Below are 15,109 nucleotides of genomic sequence, written 5' to 3' on the forward strand. Positions count from 1 at the left end.
TGGGGCGCGTGGGGCGGTCACCGTGCCGTCACGGGCCAAACCTAGCATCCGCCGGCTTTCGTCCTTCAAAAACACTCGAAAACCAACATGACAAAGAACGTTCCTGCGCCCGCTCCCCGTCCGCTGCGCGCGGCCCTCGTGGCCCTCGGCGGCAGCCTCGCCATCGCAGCCTGCGGCGGCGGTGGCAACGACGGCCCGGTGTTCCCGATCATTCCGCCAGCACCCGCTCCGGCGCCGGCACCCCAGCCTTCGCCGCTGGGCACGCTCGATGGCTCGGCGCCCCTGGTCATCGGCCACCGCGGCCTGCCGGGCCTGTTCCCCGAGGAAACGCAGAAGGCGTACGAAGCAGCGGCCGATGCCGGCGCCGATTCGCTCGAAACCGACCTGCACCTCACCAAGGACTGCGTGCTCGTCGCACGCCACAACCCCTGGCTCAGTGACAACACCAATGTCTTCGAAGTTGCCAAGACCAACGCCACCGTGGCCGCCCGCAAGCGCACCGTGCCCGGCGTGCTGGTCGATGTGAAGTACCCGGCCATTCCCGAGAACGGCCCGGCCCAGTACCTCAGTGACCTGACCGACCCCAACGATCCGAAGTCCGTGCTCAAGTCGCTCGTAGTCGACGGCGAACCGCATTTCGGCCCGGACAAGACCGGCGACTGGTCGATCACCGACTTCACGATGGCCGAACTCAAGCAGTGGCTTGGCGGCACCACCTACGACGCCGCCGACCAGCGGCCCACCGAGCTGAACGGCAAGCTGCCGATCCTGAGCTTCCAGGAAGTGATCGACATCGCCAAGGCGAAGTCCAAGTCCACCGGCCGCACGCTCACCGTGTACCCGGAAACCAAGAACCCGATCTGGAACAACGCGCAGGCCATCGCCAACGGCTGCGGCGTCGCCGGCAGCCATCCGCTGGAAGACGCGCTCCTGAAGATCATGAACGCCAACGACCTGAACCGGAAGGACGCGCCGATCTTCGTGCAGAGCTTCGAGCCCGAGAGCCTGAAGTACCTGCGCTCGGCCGGCCTGAAGGCCCGCGCGGTGCAACTGGTGGACGGCAACGACATCGACCTGAAGACCGGCGCGATGATCTACGTCACCAAGGACGTCTACACCTTCGTGGACGGCCGCCCCTACAGCTGGACGCTGGCCGGCAACCCGAAGTGGTTCGGCGAGATGCTCACGCCCGCGGGCCTGGCCGAGATCAAGACCTACGCCGACGGCGTGGGCCCGTGGAAGCCGCAGGTCATGGCGCACACCATCGTGCCGTACAAGGACAAGGGCACCCTGGCCGACGTGAACACCATCAAGCCCACCGCCCTGATCGCCGACGCGCACAAGGCCGGCCTGTTCGTTCACAGCTACACCTTCCGCAACGAAGCCAAGTACCTCGCGGGCATCTACAAAGGCGACCCGGTGGCCGAGTACCTCGCGTACTTCCGCGCGGGCATCGACGGCGTGTTCTCGGACTTCGCGAACACGGCCTTCGCGGCACGCCAGACCTACCTGAAGGAAACCGGCCGCTGAAGCCGGGCACCGCAGGCGGCACGCATGTATCCGGGCGAACGATTCAACGGATACAGCCACCTGCTGGGCTTGGTGCTCGCGTTGCCGGCAGCCGCGCTGCTGCTGGCCAAGACCGTGCCGAGCGGCGACCCCGCGCGCATCGCGGGGGCGCTGGTCTTTTCGCTTTCGGCCGTGGCGCTGTATGCGGCCTCGACGCTCTTCCACAGCACGCGCGGGCGCCTGAAGCGCGTGTGGGAGCGGGCCGATCACTGCGCGATCTATTTGCTGATCGCCGGCACGTACACGCCCTTCGCGCTCGTGACGCTGCAGGGGTTCTGGGGCTGGCTGCTGCTCGCGACGATCTGGGGCGCTGCGTTCTACGGCATCTGGCGCGAGCTGCGACCGCCCAGACGCAGCGATGCCGATGCGCCGCAGAAACCGCCGCTCGCGCTGTACATCGGCATGGGCTGGCTCGGTGTGCTCGCGGCCGTGCCGCTGGCGGCGCGGCTCGAAGGCGGCGGGCTCGCGTGGTTGCTGATCGGCGGCGTGCTGTACACCGCCGGCACCGTGTTCTATCGCAACAGCTTCGGGCTGCGACATGCGCACGGCGCCTGGCACCTGTTCGTGCTGGCGGGGACGGCGAGCCACTATGTGGCGGTGGGGTGGTTCGTGCTGTAGCGGCCGTCCGGATCAAGCCAACGCGCCCACCGCAATGCGCGTCGCCGATGCCACGACATCGTTGCGCCCCTTCGCATCCTTCTCCGGAAACGTCAGGTACACCGCCAGCACCAACGGTGCACCGGCCGGTGGCCACAGCACGCCGACGTCGTTCGTCGTGCCGTACGAGCCGGAGCCCGTCTTGTCGCCCACCTTCCAGCCCGCAGGCACGCCGGCCAGGAAGCGCTCGGTGCTGGTGGTGTTGCCCAGCAGCCAGGTCTTGAGTTGTTCGCGCTGCGCCGCGCCGAGTGCGCTGCCCAGCACCAGCCGCTCGACGCTGGCTGCCATGGCCGCGGGCGTGGTGGTGTCGCGCAGGTCGCCGGGGATGGCGGTGTTGAGCTCGGTCTCCCAGCGCTCGAGCCTGAAGACATCGTCACCCGTCGAACGCGCGAAGGCCGTCACCGCGGGCGGACCGCCCAGCATCTTCATCAGCAGGTTGGCTGCGCCGTTGTCGCTGTACTGGACCGTGGCGGCACACAGCTCGGCCACCGTCATGCCCGTTGCGACGTTCTTCTCGGTGATGGGCGAATAGGTGACCAGGTCGCCCTTGCTGTAGTTGACGCGGCGCGAGAGAAAGCTGCTCTCCTTCGCGCTGCGCTCGAGCACTGCTGCGGCCAGCACGAGCTTGAAGGTGCTGCAGAACGGAAAGCGCTCGTCGGCGCGGTACTGCACGCGCGCCCCGGTGGCGGTGTTGAAGCCGACGACGCCGAGCCGCCCGCCCGATGCGCTTTCGAGCGCAGCGAGTTGCGCGAACGCATCCTGCTGCGCCCCCTTGGCGGACCATGCAGTGCAGGCGCTCGCCAGCGGGAGGACGGAAGCAGCGAGCAAGAGGGTGCGGCGATGTACGAGAGGATTCATGGGTTGTGTGGCGAGTGATTGGAACGAGCCCTCATCGTAGGAGCGCCATCGTGCGAACCCAAGGGCGCCACGGCTCATTGGCGTCTCGCGTGTATCGGGTGTAACGGATTCGCGCTTTCATTCAACCCAGTGGTTGAATGAATTCCGAAATCCGTCTATATTCAACTTCATGGTTGAACTAGATGACGAACGGCTCGACGCCGTATTCCATGCCCTCGCCGACGGCACGCGCCGCACCATGCTGCAGCTGCTGGCCCTGGGCGACTGCAGCGTGGGCGAACTCGGCGCGCCGTTCCACATGTCCTTCGCGGGCGCCTCCAAGCACGTCAAGACGCTGGAGCGCGCGGGTCTGGTCTCGCGCACCGTGCTCGGCCGGGCGCATGTCTGCCGGCTCGAACCGGCGGCGCTGGCCACGGCCGACGCATGGCTGCGCCACTACGAAGGCTTCTGGAACACCCATCTCGACGCGCTGGCAGAGGAGCTGCGGCGCGACACATCCGGCAAGTAAGCGAACGCCCCCTCAAGGAGCACAACCCCCATGACCCTCAAGCACAGCCTCGGCACGCAGACCGAACCCGCCACCCTGCGCGTGGAGCGCCTCCTGCCCGCGCCCATCGAGCGCGTGTGGGCCTACCTCGTCGACCCCGAGAAGCGCAGGACCTGGCTGGCCGGCGGCTCCATGGCCGAGAAGCCGGGCGGTGTTTTCGAGCTGCGCTTCCAGCACACCGAACTCTCGGGCGAAGAAGCGCCCGAGCGATACGCGGCCTATCGCAAGACGCACATCCAGAAGTCGCGCGTGGTGCGCATCGAGCCACCCAAGCTCCTGACCATCAGTTGGGGCAGCGAGAGCGACACCGCCTCCGAAGTCACCTTCGAACTCTCACCGAAGGGCGAAGGCACGCAGCTCGTGCTCACGCACCGCCGTCTGCCGGACCGCAAGGAAACGGTGAGCGTTGCGAGCGGCTGGCACGCGCACCTGGACGTGCTCGACGATGTGCTGCACGGGCGCAAGCCGCAGGGGTTCTGGACGAACCTCTCCGAGCTGGAGGCGGCCTACGAAGCGCATGTGCTCTGAAGCCGCACACCGCGTCGGCGGGCGTCGTCGACCTTGTCCGCGTTCGGGGCGCCGGTAGCGCTCGCGGGCCGGGGTGCGGCATCATCCCGGCCATGGACAACCACCGCCCTCACCCGCTCGTCATCGTCAAGCTCGGTGACACCCATGCCAGGCTGCGCGAACGCCGCGGCGACTTCGAGCACTGGATCGCCGATGGCCTCGATTCGCAGGCCCTTCCCCTCCTCGTGATCGATCCGCGCCGCGGCGACACGCTGCCCGCACCGGACACGATGTCGGGCGTGGTGATCACCGGCTCGCATGCCATGGTGTCGCACCGCGAGCCCTGGAGCGAGCGCACCGCCGAATGGCTCGCGCAAGTCGTGGCGCACGGCACGCCCGTGCTCGGTATCTGCTACGGCCACCAATTGCTCGCGCACGCGCTCGGCGGCGAGGCAGGCGACCATCCGCAAGGCATCGAGATCGGCACGGTGACCGTCACACTCGACGAAGCCGCCGCCATCGACCCGCTGCTGCAGGGCCTGCCGGCCGAGTTTCCGGCCCATGTCGTGCATCTGCAAAGTGCGCTGCGCCTGCCCGAAGGCGCCGTGCGGCTGGCCGGCAATGCGCACGAGCCGGTGCAGGCGTTCCGCGTCGGCGCCAATGCCTGGGGCGTGCAGTTCCACCCCGAGTTCGACGCCGAAACAATGCGCGGCTACATCGACATGCTGGCCGACAACCTGAAGACCGGCGGTGCCGATCCGGCCGCACTGCGCAGCGGCGTGGCCGAAACCCCGGTTGCGGCGGCGCTGCTCGGACGCTTCGCGCGCATCGCCCAAGCGCATCGCCATGCCTGACACGTCGGCCGAGACCGACACCGGCGAAACGGTGCTGTTCGCGCGCTGGGCCGGCGCCTAGTCCCTCATGCCGGGACACGGCGTCGGAGCGCGACTACAAAAGGCACCGCGCGCTTCGGTTAAGGTGCGGCTCACCCGTCCTCCGGCGTTCTTTTCAGCCTCTCCATGACCACACCTTCTCCCGCCCCGGCCCGCAAGCATTTCTCGATGATCCGCGGCTTCCACCTGGCCGACGTTTTCACGCTCGGCAATGCGGCCTGCGGCGTCGGCGCGGTGTTCCTGGCGATGGCCTACATGGCAAGCCAGTCGCTCGCGCAGTTCTACTGGGCGGCCGCACTTGCGCCGGCGGCGTTCATCTTCGACGTGTTCGACGGCCGCATCGCGCGCTGGCGCCAGACGCACTCCGCACTCGGCCGGGAACTCGACTCGCTGGCCGACGTGATCTCGTTCGGCGTCGCACCCGCCGCGCTGGGTTTCGCGGCAGGCCTGAACGGCGGCTGGGACTGCGTCCTCCTCATCTATTTCGTCTGCTGCGGCGTGAGCCGGCTCGCGCGCTACAACGTCACGGCCGAGGCGCTGTCCGAAGGCGCGGACAAGGTGAAGTTCTTCGAGGGCACACCGATCCCGACCAGCGTGGTGCTGGTGGGCGTGCTGGCGTATGCGGCCTCCCAGGGCCACATCGGCAGCGCCGTCTGGGGCGGGGCCTGGGCCATCGGCCCCTGGCTGCTGCATCCGCTCGCACTGCTGTTCGCGCTCTCGGGCACGCTGATGATCAGCAAGACCCTGCGCATTCCCAAGTTCTGATTTCCTCAAGCCGAAGGAGACCGCCCATGACCATGAAGCTCTATTTCGATCCGCGAAGCCGCTCGCAAGTCGCCAAATGGATGCTCGACGAAGCCGAGGTCGACTACGAAATCGTGACCACGCTCATCAAGGACAAGGCGCACAAGCGCCCCGAGTACCTGAAGATCAACCCGGCCGGCAAGCTGCCCGCGCTGGTCGACGGCCCCACGCGCATCTTCGAGAACGCGGCCATCTGCATGTACATCGCCGAGAAGTTTCCCGGGAAGCGGCTCGCACCCGCCATCGGCACGCCCGAGCGCGGCCGCTATCTGTCTCTGATGGTCTATTCGACCGCGCAGTTCGAACCCGCCATGGGCGACAGCCTGATGAAGATCCGCAGCAACAACAGCGCGCGCGGCTGGACGAATTTCGAGGAGGCCAAGGATGCGGTCGAGCGCGAACTCGGCGAGGGCCCCTACCTCTTCGGCGCGCAGTTCACTGCGGCCGACGTGATGATCGGTTCCTGCCTCATCTGGCACCGCGCCTTCGGCGGCAAGCTGAACCGTCCGAAGCTGGACGCCTACATCAACCGCCTGCAGGCGCGCCCCAAGGGCATGAAGTTCGGCTGAGGCACGTGCGGCGTGCCGCGCCCGTGACAGCGCGCGGCGGAGGCTCGCTCTCTAATCTGTCCCGGTTTCCAGGCCTTTTCAGAACCACACGCCCGCACCATGACTTCGAACGCTCCGATCTCCCGGTTCCCGTTGATGGCTGTCTCGCTGGGCCTGGTCGCCCTGCTCTGCGCCTGCGCCGGCACCCAGCCCTCCAGCGGACGAAGCGTGACCATCGAGCGCACCACCTACGGCATTGCGCACATCACGGCGCCCGACTACGAGGGCCTGGCCTACGGCAGCGCCTACGCGCATGCGCAGGACAACGTCTGCCAGACCGCCGAACACCTGCTCACGCTGCGCGGCGAGCGCTCGCAGTTCCTCGGCGCGCAGAACACCGGGGAGATCGGGCTCGGCCGCGCGCCCAACGCGCAGATCGACCTGTTCATCCGTTATCACATGGACGACGAGGCACTCGCGCGCGCCGGGGCCGCCACCAGCCTGGACGTGAAGGCGGCGCTGCGCGGTTACGTCGCGGGCTACAACCGCTATCTGCAGGACGTTGGCCCCAGCGGCCTGCCCGCCGCCTGCCGCGGCAAGCCCTGGGTGCGGCCGATGACCATGGCCGACCTGTCGCGCGCCACCGAGATGTCGATGATCCAGGGCGGCCTGGGCGCGCTGGCCGGTGCAGTGCTGGCGGCCGTTCCACCGGCACCCGGCGTGAAGACCGGCGCGGCGCCCGTCGACCTGAAGGAAGCCGTGGCCGAGATCGGCCGCCACAGCTTCAACGCGAACCCCGAAGGCGGCGAGCTCGGCTCCAACGGCTGGGCCTTCGGCCGCAACGCCACGCCCGATGGACGCGGCCTGCTGCTGGGCAATCCGCACTTTCCATGGAACGGCACCAACCGCTTCTGGCAGATGCACCTCACCATCCCCGGCCAGCTCGACGTGATGGGCGCCACCGGCGGCCTGAGCCCGGTGGTGGCGATCGGCTTCAACAAGGACGTGGCGTGGACCCACACGGTGTCGACCGGCAAGCGCTTCACGCTCTATGAACTGAAGCTCGACCCCAACGACCCGACCGTGTACCTGATCGACGGCCAGCCCAGGAAGATGGTCGCGCGCACCGTCGTGCTGCCGGCCGCGGCAACGGGCGGCGGCGCGCCGGTGCAGCACACCTTCTATGCGACCGACTGGGGCCCCGTCATCTCGCTGCCGCGCGCCGGCCTCGGCTGGACCGCGCAGAAGGCCTATGCGATCCGCGATGCCAACACGCTCAACGTGCGCTCGGCCGAGAGCTGGATGCGCATGGCGCGCGCCCGCAATGTGGCCGAGTTGCGCGCCGCCATGGGCAACCAGGGCATGCCGTGGATCAACACCATCGCGGCCGACCGCGACGGCAACGCAATGTATGCCGACCTCTCGGTGGTGCCCGACGTGTCGGCCGACATGCTCCAGGCCTGCGCGCCCTCGCCCGCCGCCGCGGCGCTCCTCGACGCGACGGGCCTGCCGGTGCTCGACGGCTCGCGCAGCGCCTGCGCCTGGAACCGCGACACCACGGCCGCCGCGCCCGGCGTCATCGCGCCGGCGCGCATGCCGGTCGTCGTCACGCCGGACTACGTGCAGAACAGCAACGACAGCTTCTGGCTCAGTAACCCGCGCATCGCACCGATGGCGGGTGTATCGCCACTGGTCGGCCCCGTCGGCGTGCCGCAGCGGCTGCGCACGCGCAGCGGCATCCTGGAGATCGAAGGCCGCCTCGCCGGCACCGACGACCTGCCCGGCAATCGCATGGGCGCGGCCGAGCTGCGCAGCGTGATCTTTCGCGACAAGAACCTCGCCGGCATGCTCGTCATGGACGACCTGCAGGCCGCCTGCGCCGCCGGCGGCGCGGCGCTGAATGCCGACCAGGCGCTCGGCTGCCGCGTGCTCTCCGCCTGGGACCGCACCAGCAACGCCGATTCGAAGGGCGCCGCGCTGTTCCGCGAGTTCTGGCGCAAGGCCAAGGACCTGCCGAAGGTGTGGCGCGTGCCGTTCGATCCCGCGCAACCGGTGGCGACACCGGCTGGCCTCGACATGGCCACGCCCGCCACGCGCGAGGCGGTGTTCAAGGCGCTGGGCGACGCGGTCGGCATCGTGCGCACCGCGGGCTTTGCGGCCGACGTGCCGCTGGGTGTACCCCAGTCGCGCGAAGTGCGCGGCCAGAAGATCCCGCTGCACGGCGGCGACGAGTTCGAGGGTGTGCTCAACAAGCTCGAATCGCAGGGCCAGTCGCTCATCGAACCGAAGGGCTACAACGTCAACTACGGCAGCAGCTACATGCAGGTCGTGACCTTCGACGAACGCGGGCCGGTCGCGCAGGGCCTGCTCACCTACGGGCAGAGCAGCGACCTCGCCTCGCCGCGCGCTTACGACCAGTTGCCGCTGTTCGCGGCGAAGCAGTGGCACTCGCTGCCCTTCCATCCGGCGGACGTGCAGGCGCAACGCGAAGGCCAGCCGCTTCGACTGGCCTACTGAGCAATCGACCCAACCCATGTCACAGAACACGCCCACCCACACCCCCGCCGGCGGCCTCGATCAGCTGGTCCGCATCGCCGCCGCGCAGCCGCTCTCGCCGGCTTGCGACCACTTCTATTTCCTGCGCCACGGCCAGACCGGACGCAATGCGCTGCGCATCTTCCAGGCGGTCGACGAGCCCCTGAGCGAGCTCGGCCTGCAGCAGGCGGCGCATGCGGCCGAGCTGCTGGCGGGCGAACCGATCCGCACCATCGTCTGCAGCGATGCACGGCGCGCCTTCGACACCGCCCACACGGTGGGCGCGGCGCTGCGGCTCACGCCCACCGCGCAGGCCGAGCTGCGCGAGCGCAACTTCGGCGCGCTGATCGGCACCTCGTCGGCCAACATCGACTGGGCCTGCGAGCCCGAGGGCGGCGAGACGCTCACCCAGTTCGTCGCCCGCAAGCGCGCCGCGCTCGATGCGGCCCTGAAGCAACCTGCGCCGGTGCTCGTGGTGGCGCACGGCGGCACGCTGTACGCGCTGGCCGCGCTGCTGGGCGTGCCCATCGACGTCACCGTGCTCGGCAACGCGCAGCCATTGCGTTTTTCATGCAGCGGCCCTACATGGGCCATAACGCCGCTGCTGCGGCATGTAGACGGCGCATCAGCGCTGGCCTAGCCAGGCCGCCCGGTACGCCATCCATCGAAACGACCACCACCATGGAATTCAAGGACTACTACAGCGCACTGGGCATCGAGCGCACCGCGTCGGACGACGAGGTGCGCAAGGCCTACCGCAAGCTCGCCCGCAAGTACCACCCCGACGTCAGCAAGGAGCCCGACGCCGAAAAGCGCATGCGCGAGATCAACGAGGCCAAGGACGTGCTGGGCGACAAGGAAAAACGCGCCGCCTACGACGCGCTGGCCGATCGCGTGGCGCGCGGCGGCAGCCCCGAGGGCGACTTCCAGCCGCCGCCGGGCTGGGACTCGGGCTTCGAGTTCCACCGGGGCCCACGCCAGGGACCGGCCGACCACGCAGACTTCAGCGAGTTCTTCTCCTCGATGTTCGGCGAGGCCGAGCGCCGCGGTGCCGCGCGGCAGAACTACCGCGCACGCGGCGAAGACCATCACGCGGCCATCGAGATCGCACTGGAAGACGCGCTCAACGGCGCCGAGCGCGAGATCACGCTGCGCGCGCAGACCATCGATGCGCAAGGCCACCCGCAGTGGAAGAACCGCACGCTCAGCGTGAAGATCCCGTCGGGCGTGCACCCCGGCCAGTTCATCCGCCTCGCGGGGCAAGGCATGCCCGGCCATGGCGGCGAAGCGGCCGGCGACCTGTACCTCGAGGTGCGCATCGCGCCGCACAAGCTCTACCGCGTGGAAGAGCGCGACATCTACATGACGCTGCCAGTCACGCCCACCGAGGCCGCGCTCGGCGCGCAGGTCCAGGTGCCGACGCCGGGCGGCGGCGTGGTCGAGGTCACGGTGCCGCGCAATGCGCGCGGCGGCATGAAGCTGCGCCTGAAGGGCCGCGGCCTCAAGGGCAAGACGCCCGGCGACCTGTACCTGCTGATCGAGATCGCACTGCCGCCCGCCGACAGCGACGCCGCGCGCGCGGCCTACGAACAACTCGCGCAGGCGGCCTCTTCGTTCAACCCGCGCCAGCATCTGGGAGTCTGAGCATGGCGACTGTTTCCGTCACAACCGCGACCGCCATCAGCGCCTCGCAACCGCTCGCGCTGAACGAACTGGCCCACGCCGTCGGCGCCGATGCCGCCTGGGTGGTGCAACTGGTCGAGGTCGGCATCGTGCAGATCACCACGGCCGACGCACCGCCCGAGCGCTGGCAGTTCTCCAGCACCGACCTGCAATGTGCGCTCGAGGCGCGCCGGCTGGAGCGCGACTTCGGCGTGGGCCTCGATGCGGCCGCGCTGATCCTCGATCTGCAGCACGAGGTGCGGCGGCTCAAGGCCGCGCTGCAGGCGCACGGGCTGCGTTAGGCCGGCAGGCGGCCCGGCGCGGCATATGGCCGCATGGCCCTCCCGTCCCCAAGGGAAAGGAGCCCGCAGGCTTGACCTTGACACCGTGCCAGGCCGAAGACTTCGGGCCTCTTCAACAGGAGGCCGCATGAACCCTTGCGACAACACCCCGGAAGCCGACCGGCACTTCGGCATCGAAGCGACGCTTGCCCATGCCGGCGTCTCGGAACGGCTGCTGCGTCAATGCGAGGCGCGCAGCCTGATCGAAGGCGCAGGCCACGCCGATGCAAGCGCTCGCCGGTACACGTCGGAGCACATCAGCGTGCTGCGCTTCGCACGCCGGGCGCTGGCATTGGGTTTCGGCATGGATGAAATCGCCACGCTGCTGGCCCTCTGGCGGAACGAGCACCGCACGAGTGCCGAGGTCAAGCACGTGGCGCTGAGCCAGGCCGAGGCGCTGGCATCGCGCATCGAGGATCTCCAGGCAACCAAGCGCGTGCTCGAACGCCTCGCGAACCTGTGCCGGGGCGATCACCAGCCGGCCTGCCCCATCCTCGACGAGCTGCTGGAACTCAAGGGCTTCGCCTCGCAGTGGCACGGCGAGGCGAAGCCGCCGCGGGCTACTGCATCTGCTGCAGGTTGCCGATGCGCACCAGCATCTCGGTGAACATCTGCAGGTCGGCGTCCAGGTCGGGCACTTCCTTGTATTCCTTGGCGTTGTGTCCCGTGTACTTCTTGCCGGGCATGCCGGGGCCGAAGCTGATCGCGTTGGGCATCTGCTTGGCCGTGGTGGCACCGGCCGCGGAGACGGGCTTGGCCTCGAGGCCGGTGGTGTCGCCGTAGATGTCGAGCAGCGTCGCGAGCCACCGGCCCGACGGATCGCGCGCCATCCAGTTGCCCTGGTCGTACTTGATCTCGACCTTGGCCTTGTTCGCCGCCGCCCACTCGTTGATCTTGGCTTCCACCTGCGCCTTCAGCTCCTCGGGCGTGCGGCCGCGCGGCATGCGCGTGTTCACCGCCATGACCAGCCGGCCGTCGGCGCCGGTGCGGATCAGGTTGGGCGAGAACGTCAGCGGGCCCATGAAGTCGTCCTTGTAGCCCACGCCCATCTTCTCGCCGAGGTAGCCGGTGCCGTAGAGCGCGTCGATGTACTTGATCGCCTTCAGGAACTGGTTGTCGGCCAGCGCAATGCCCGACTCCTGCAGGAACAGGCCCAGGCGCGGCAGCGGGTTCACCCCGTTCTGGGGCTCCGAGCCGTGGGCCGAGGTGCCGGTGACCTTGATGTCGATGCTGTCGCCGTTGTCGCTCTTGCGCGTGACGGCGATCGCGAACTTGCCCTGCGGTTCGTATTTCTGCAGGAAGGCGGCCTTCGCTGCTTCGAGCTTGGCCTGTGCGGCGGCAAGATCGCCGCCCTTGAGCGTGGCGGTGGCGGTCTGCGAAATCGCGTTGACCGCGGCGGCCGCGCCCATGTCGGTGATCGCGGTGAGCGTGCCATCGGTTTTTTCGGCGGGGAAGAACACGCTCAGCGAGCCCGCGCCCTTCTCGGCCACGACGGCCGGGTAGCCGCTGTCGAGCACGATGTTGTATTCGGGCAGCTTCGTCTTGCCGCGGTAGTACTCCATCGCATCGCCGCCGGTTTCCTCGGTGGTCTCGATCATCAGGCGCATGGTGCGCTGGATCGGGATGCCGCTTTCCTTCACCGTCTTCATCGCGTAGAGCACGGCCGCGATGGAGCCCTTGTCGTCGATGGTGCCGCGGCCGTAGAGGCGGTCGCCCACGCGCTGCATGGTGAAGGGATCGAGCTTCGTGCCGTCGTCGAGCACCCACTCGGAGAGCACCGCGGGCACCACGTCCGAATGGGTGAGGATGCCGAACTCTTCGGTACCCTTGCCCTTCAGGCTGACTTCGAAGATGCGGTTGTCGACGTTGCGGTACGCGAGCCCGAAGTTCTTCGACATCTTCTCGACCAGCTTGCCGAAATCGATGATCGCCGGGTTCTCGTGCGGCGGAATCTGCACATTGCGCGCGGTCGGCAGAGCGACCATGGCACCGAGGCTCGCGATCACCGCCTTCTGGTTGTGCAGGCGGTTGTAGAGGCCGAGCAAACGCCCGATGTTGGTGAGGTCGTCGCCCGCCAGCGTCGCCTTCTTGCGGTAGGCCGCCACAGCGGACTTCAGCGCGGGGTTGGCCTTCTCGGCCTGGGTGAGGAAGGCATTGAAACTGGAGGCGGTCTTGCCGCCTTGCCAGGCCGCTGCCAACTGGTCGAGCGCGGGTTTCTTGAGCGTTTCTGCAAAGGCCGGTGCGGTGAGGCCTGCTGCCATCAAGCCCATGGTAAGGACCGACAACGAGACGCGAAATTGCTGCATGAAAGTGACTCCCTGTTCACGAAAAATGGAGCCTTCGACGATAACCCGAGCCATGCTTTCGGCATGCCGCATCGCGCTACGAAGAAACGTAGCGAATGAGCCGCAAGGTGCGGCTTTAGGTTTGCAGACCGCGCGCCATCACTGCATCTGCTGCAGGTTGCCGATGCGCACCAGCATCTCGGTGAACATCTGCATGTCGGCGTCGAGGTCTGGCACTTCCTTGTATTCCTTGGCGTTGTGCGCGGTGTATTTCTTGCCGGGCATCGCGGGGCCGAAGTTGATCGCGTTGGGCATGAGCTTGGCCGTCGTGCTGCCCGCGGTGGGCACGGGCTTGGCTTCGAGGCCGGTGGTGCTGCCGTAGATGTCGAGCAGCGTCGAGAGCCATGCGCCCTTGGGGTCGCGGGCCATCCAGTTGCCCTGGTCGTAGTTGACGTCGAGCTTCACCTGGCTCGCTGCGGCCCACGCATTGACCTTGGCCGCCACCTGCGACTTCAGCTCGTCGGGCGTGCGGCCGCGCGGCATGCGCACGTTGGTCGTCGTCTCGAGCCTGCCGTCGGTGCCCATCCGGATGAGGTTGGGCGAGAAGGTCAGCGGTCCCATGAAATCGTCCTTGTAGCCCAGGCCCATTTTCTCGCCGAGGTAGCCGGTGCCGTAGAGTGCGTCGATGTACTTGGCGGCCTTCAGGTAGTGGTTGGCGGCGAGCGGCGCGCCCGATTCCTGCAGGAAGAGCGCAAGGCGCGGCAGCGGGTTCACGCCCTCTTCCGGCCGCGAGCCGTGGGCCGAGGTGCCGGTGACCTTGATGTCGATGCCGTCGGCGCCGCGTGCGATGTCGATCGCGAACTTGCCGCCTTGCGGTTCGTATTTCTGCAGGAAAGCAGGCTTGGCCGCTTCGAGCTTCGCGGCCACTGCGGCGAGGTCGCCACCCTTGAGCGTGGCGGTCGCGGTCTGCGAGATCGCATTCGCCGATGCGGCACCGCTCATCGCGGTGATCGCGGTCGATGCGGCGTCCGTTGTCTCCGCGGGGAAGAACACCTTGAGCGCCCCCGATCCCTTCTCCGCGACGACCGCGGGGTACTTGCTGTCGAGCACGATGTTGTAGGCCGGCAGCTGCGTCTTGCTGCGGTAGTACACCATCGCATCGCCGCCCGTTTCCTCGGTGGTCTCGATCATCAGGCGGATGCTGCGGTCCATGGGCAGGCCACTGTCCTTCACCGTCTTCATCGCGTAGAGCACGGCGGCGATGGAGCCCTTGTCGTCGATGGTGCCGCGGCCATAGAGGTAGTCGCCCACGCGGGTCATCGTGAAGGGATCGAGCTTCGTGCCGTCGTCGAGCACCCATTCGGAGAGCACCGCGGGCACCACGTCGGCGTGCGTGAGGATGCCGAACTCCTCGCTGCCCCTGCCCTTGAGGCTGACCTCGAAGATGCGGTTGTCGACATTGCGAAAGGCGAGGCCGAAGTCCTTCGCCATCTTCTCCACCAGCTTGCCGAACTCGATGATCTGCGGGCTCTCGTGCGGCGGCACCTGCACGTTGCGCACCGTGGGAATCGCCACCATCGTGCCGATGCTCGCGATCACGGCCTCCTGGTTCTGCAGGCGGTTGTAGAGGCCGAGCAGGCGCGCGGTGTTGGTGAGATCGTCGCCCGCCAGCGTCGCCTTCTTGCGGTAGGCGGCTACGGCAGATTTCAATTCGGGATTGGCCTTCTCGGCCTGAGTGATGAAAGCATTGAAATCGGCGGGCGCCTTGCCGTTGCTTTTCCATGCTGCGGCCAACTGGTCGAGCGCCGGCTTCTGGAGCGTTTCGGCGAAAGCCGGTGCACCGAGACCGAGCACCATGCCCAGCGAAAGGGCCGACAATGAAAATCGAAATTGCTGCATCAGG

General features: G+C 67.9%; 15 protein-coding genes. 12 read left to right on the top strand and 3 right to left on the bottom strand.

The annotated features are described in order from the left end of the window. Positions 1–87 precede the first annotated feature (87 nt). Together J2W23_RS02260 and trhA are read left to right on the top strand one after the other, a co-directional pair. On the top strand, positions 88–1,530 hold the full coding sequence (locus tag J2W23_RS02260; RefSeq protein WP_307647527.1) for a glycerophosphodiester phosphodiesterase family protein: 1,443 nt from the start codon (positions 88–90) through the stop codon (positions 1,528–1,530). A gap of 24 nt (positions 1,531–1,554) precedes the next feature. Then, the gene (trhA, locus tag J2W23_RS02265) at positions 1,555–2,187 is read left to right on the top strand and encodes a PAQR family membrane homeostasis protein TrhA (RefSeq protein WP_307647528.1); all 633 of its coding nucleotides are present in this window, start codon (positions 1,555–1,557) and stop codon (positions 2,185–2,187) included. Positions 2,188–2,199: 12 nt separating this feature from the next. Here the strand turns inward: trhA and bla are convergent, their stop codons facing one another. Further along, on the bottom strand, positions 2,200–3,084 hold the full coding sequence (bla, locus tag J2W23_RS02270; protein WP_307647529.1) for a class A beta-lactamase: 885 nt from the start codon (positions 3,082–3,084) through the stop codon (positions 2,200–2,202). 169 nt (positions 3,085–3,253) lie between these two features. On the opposite strand from bla, the gene J2W23_RS02275 reads away from it, so the two are divergent. The 10 genes from J2W23_RS02275 to J2W23_RS02320 all read left to right on the top strand — a co-directional run bounded on the left by J2W23_RS02275 (position 3,254) and on the right by J2W23_RS02320 (position 11,528). Continuing rightward, positions 3,254–3,592 carry an ArsR/SmtB family transcription factor gene (locus J2W23_RS02275; RefSeq protein ID WP_307647530.1) on the top strand — a complete coding sequence of 113 codons (339 nt, stop codon included), beginning with the start codon at positions 3,254–3,256 and terminating at the stop codon, positions 3,590–3,592. A gap of 30 nt (positions 3,593–3,622) precedes the next feature. Next, complete coding sequence (locus tag J2W23_RS02280; RefSeq protein WP_307647531.1) at positions 3,623–4,159, top strand: SRPBCC family protein; 537 nt, start codon at positions 3,623–3,625, stop codon at positions 4,157–4,159. Between the two features lie 92 nt (positions 4,160–4,251). Next, positions 4,252–4,992, top strand: coding sequence for a glutamine amidotransferase (locus J2W23_RS02285; protein ID WP_307647532.1), 741 nt, complete (start codon positions 4,252–4,254; stop codon positions 4,990–4,992). A 165-nt stretch (positions 4,993–5,157) separates the two neighbouring features. Beyond that, a complete protein-coding gene (locus J2W23_RS02290) occupies positions 5,158–5,796 on the top strand; it encodes a CDP-alcohol phosphatidyltransferase family protein (protein WP_307647533.1) in 639 nt (212 codons plus the stop codon). A gap of 26 nt (positions 5,797–5,822) precedes the next feature. Beyond that, the gene (locus tag J2W23_RS02295; protein WP_307647535.1) at positions 5,823–6,404 is read left to right on the top strand and encodes a glutathione S-transferase family protein; all 582 of its coding nucleotides are present in this window, start codon (positions 5,823–5,825) and stop codon (positions 6,402–6,404) included. A gap of 99 nt (positions 6,405–6,503) precedes the next feature. Next, entirely contained in the window at positions 6,504–8,900 is a 2,397-nt protein-coding gene (locus J2W23_RS02300) for a penicillin acylase family protein (protein ID WP_307647536.1), read from the top strand. A 16-nt stretch (positions 8,901–8,916) separates the two neighbouring features. Continuing rightward, positions 8,917–9,558 carry a histidine phosphatase family protein gene (locus tag J2W23_RS02305; protein ID WP_176658172.1) on the top strand — a complete coding sequence of 214 codons (642 nt, stop codon included), beginning with the start codon at positions 8,917–8,919 and terminating at the stop codon, positions 9,556–9,558. Positions 9,559–9,599: 41 nt separating this feature from the next. Beyond that, positions 9,600–10,562, top strand: coding sequence for a DnaJ C-terminal domain-containing protein (locus tag J2W23_RS02310; RefSeq protein ID WP_176658173.1), 963 nt, complete (start codon positions 9,600–9,602; stop codon positions 10,560–10,562). Between the two features lie 2 nt (positions 10,563–10,564). After that, a complete protein-coding gene (locus J2W23_RS02315) occupies positions 10,565–10,882 on the top strand; it encodes a chaperone modulator CbpM (protein ID WP_176658174.1) in 318 nt (105 codons plus the stop codon). Between the two features lie 127 nt (positions 10,883–11,009). Beyond that, a complete protein-coding gene (locus J2W23_RS02320; RefSeq protein ID WP_307647537.1) occupies positions 11,010–11,528 on the top strand; it encodes a MerR family DNA-binding protein in 519 nt (172 codons plus the stop codon). Here the strand turns inward: J2W23_RS02320 and J2W23_RS02325 are convergent. Both J2W23_RS02325 and J2W23_RS02330 read right to left on the bottom strand, forming a co-directional pair. Beyond that, entirely contained in the window at positions 11,482–13,227 is a 1,746-nt protein-coding gene (locus J2W23_RS02325) for a dipeptidase (protein WP_307647538.1), read from the bottom strand. The two genes, J2W23_RS02320 and J2W23_RS02325, sit on opposite strands and share 47 nt — an antisense overlap. 138 nt (positions 13,228–13,365) lie before the next feature. After that, positions 13,366–15,105, bottom strand: a complete 1,740-nt coding sequence (locus tag J2W23_RS02330; protein ID WP_307647539.1) for a dipeptidase — start codon at positions 15,103–15,105, stop codon at positions 13,366–13,368. Between the last annotated feature and the right edge of the window lie 4 nt (positions 15,106–15,109).

Origin of the sequence: Variovorax boronicumulans (assembly GCF_030812215.1) — a bacterium.
GTDB classification, from domain to species: domain Bacteria; phylum Pseudomonadota; class Gammaproteobacteria; order Burkholderiales; family Burkholderiaceae_C; genus Variovorax; species Variovorax boronicumulans_C.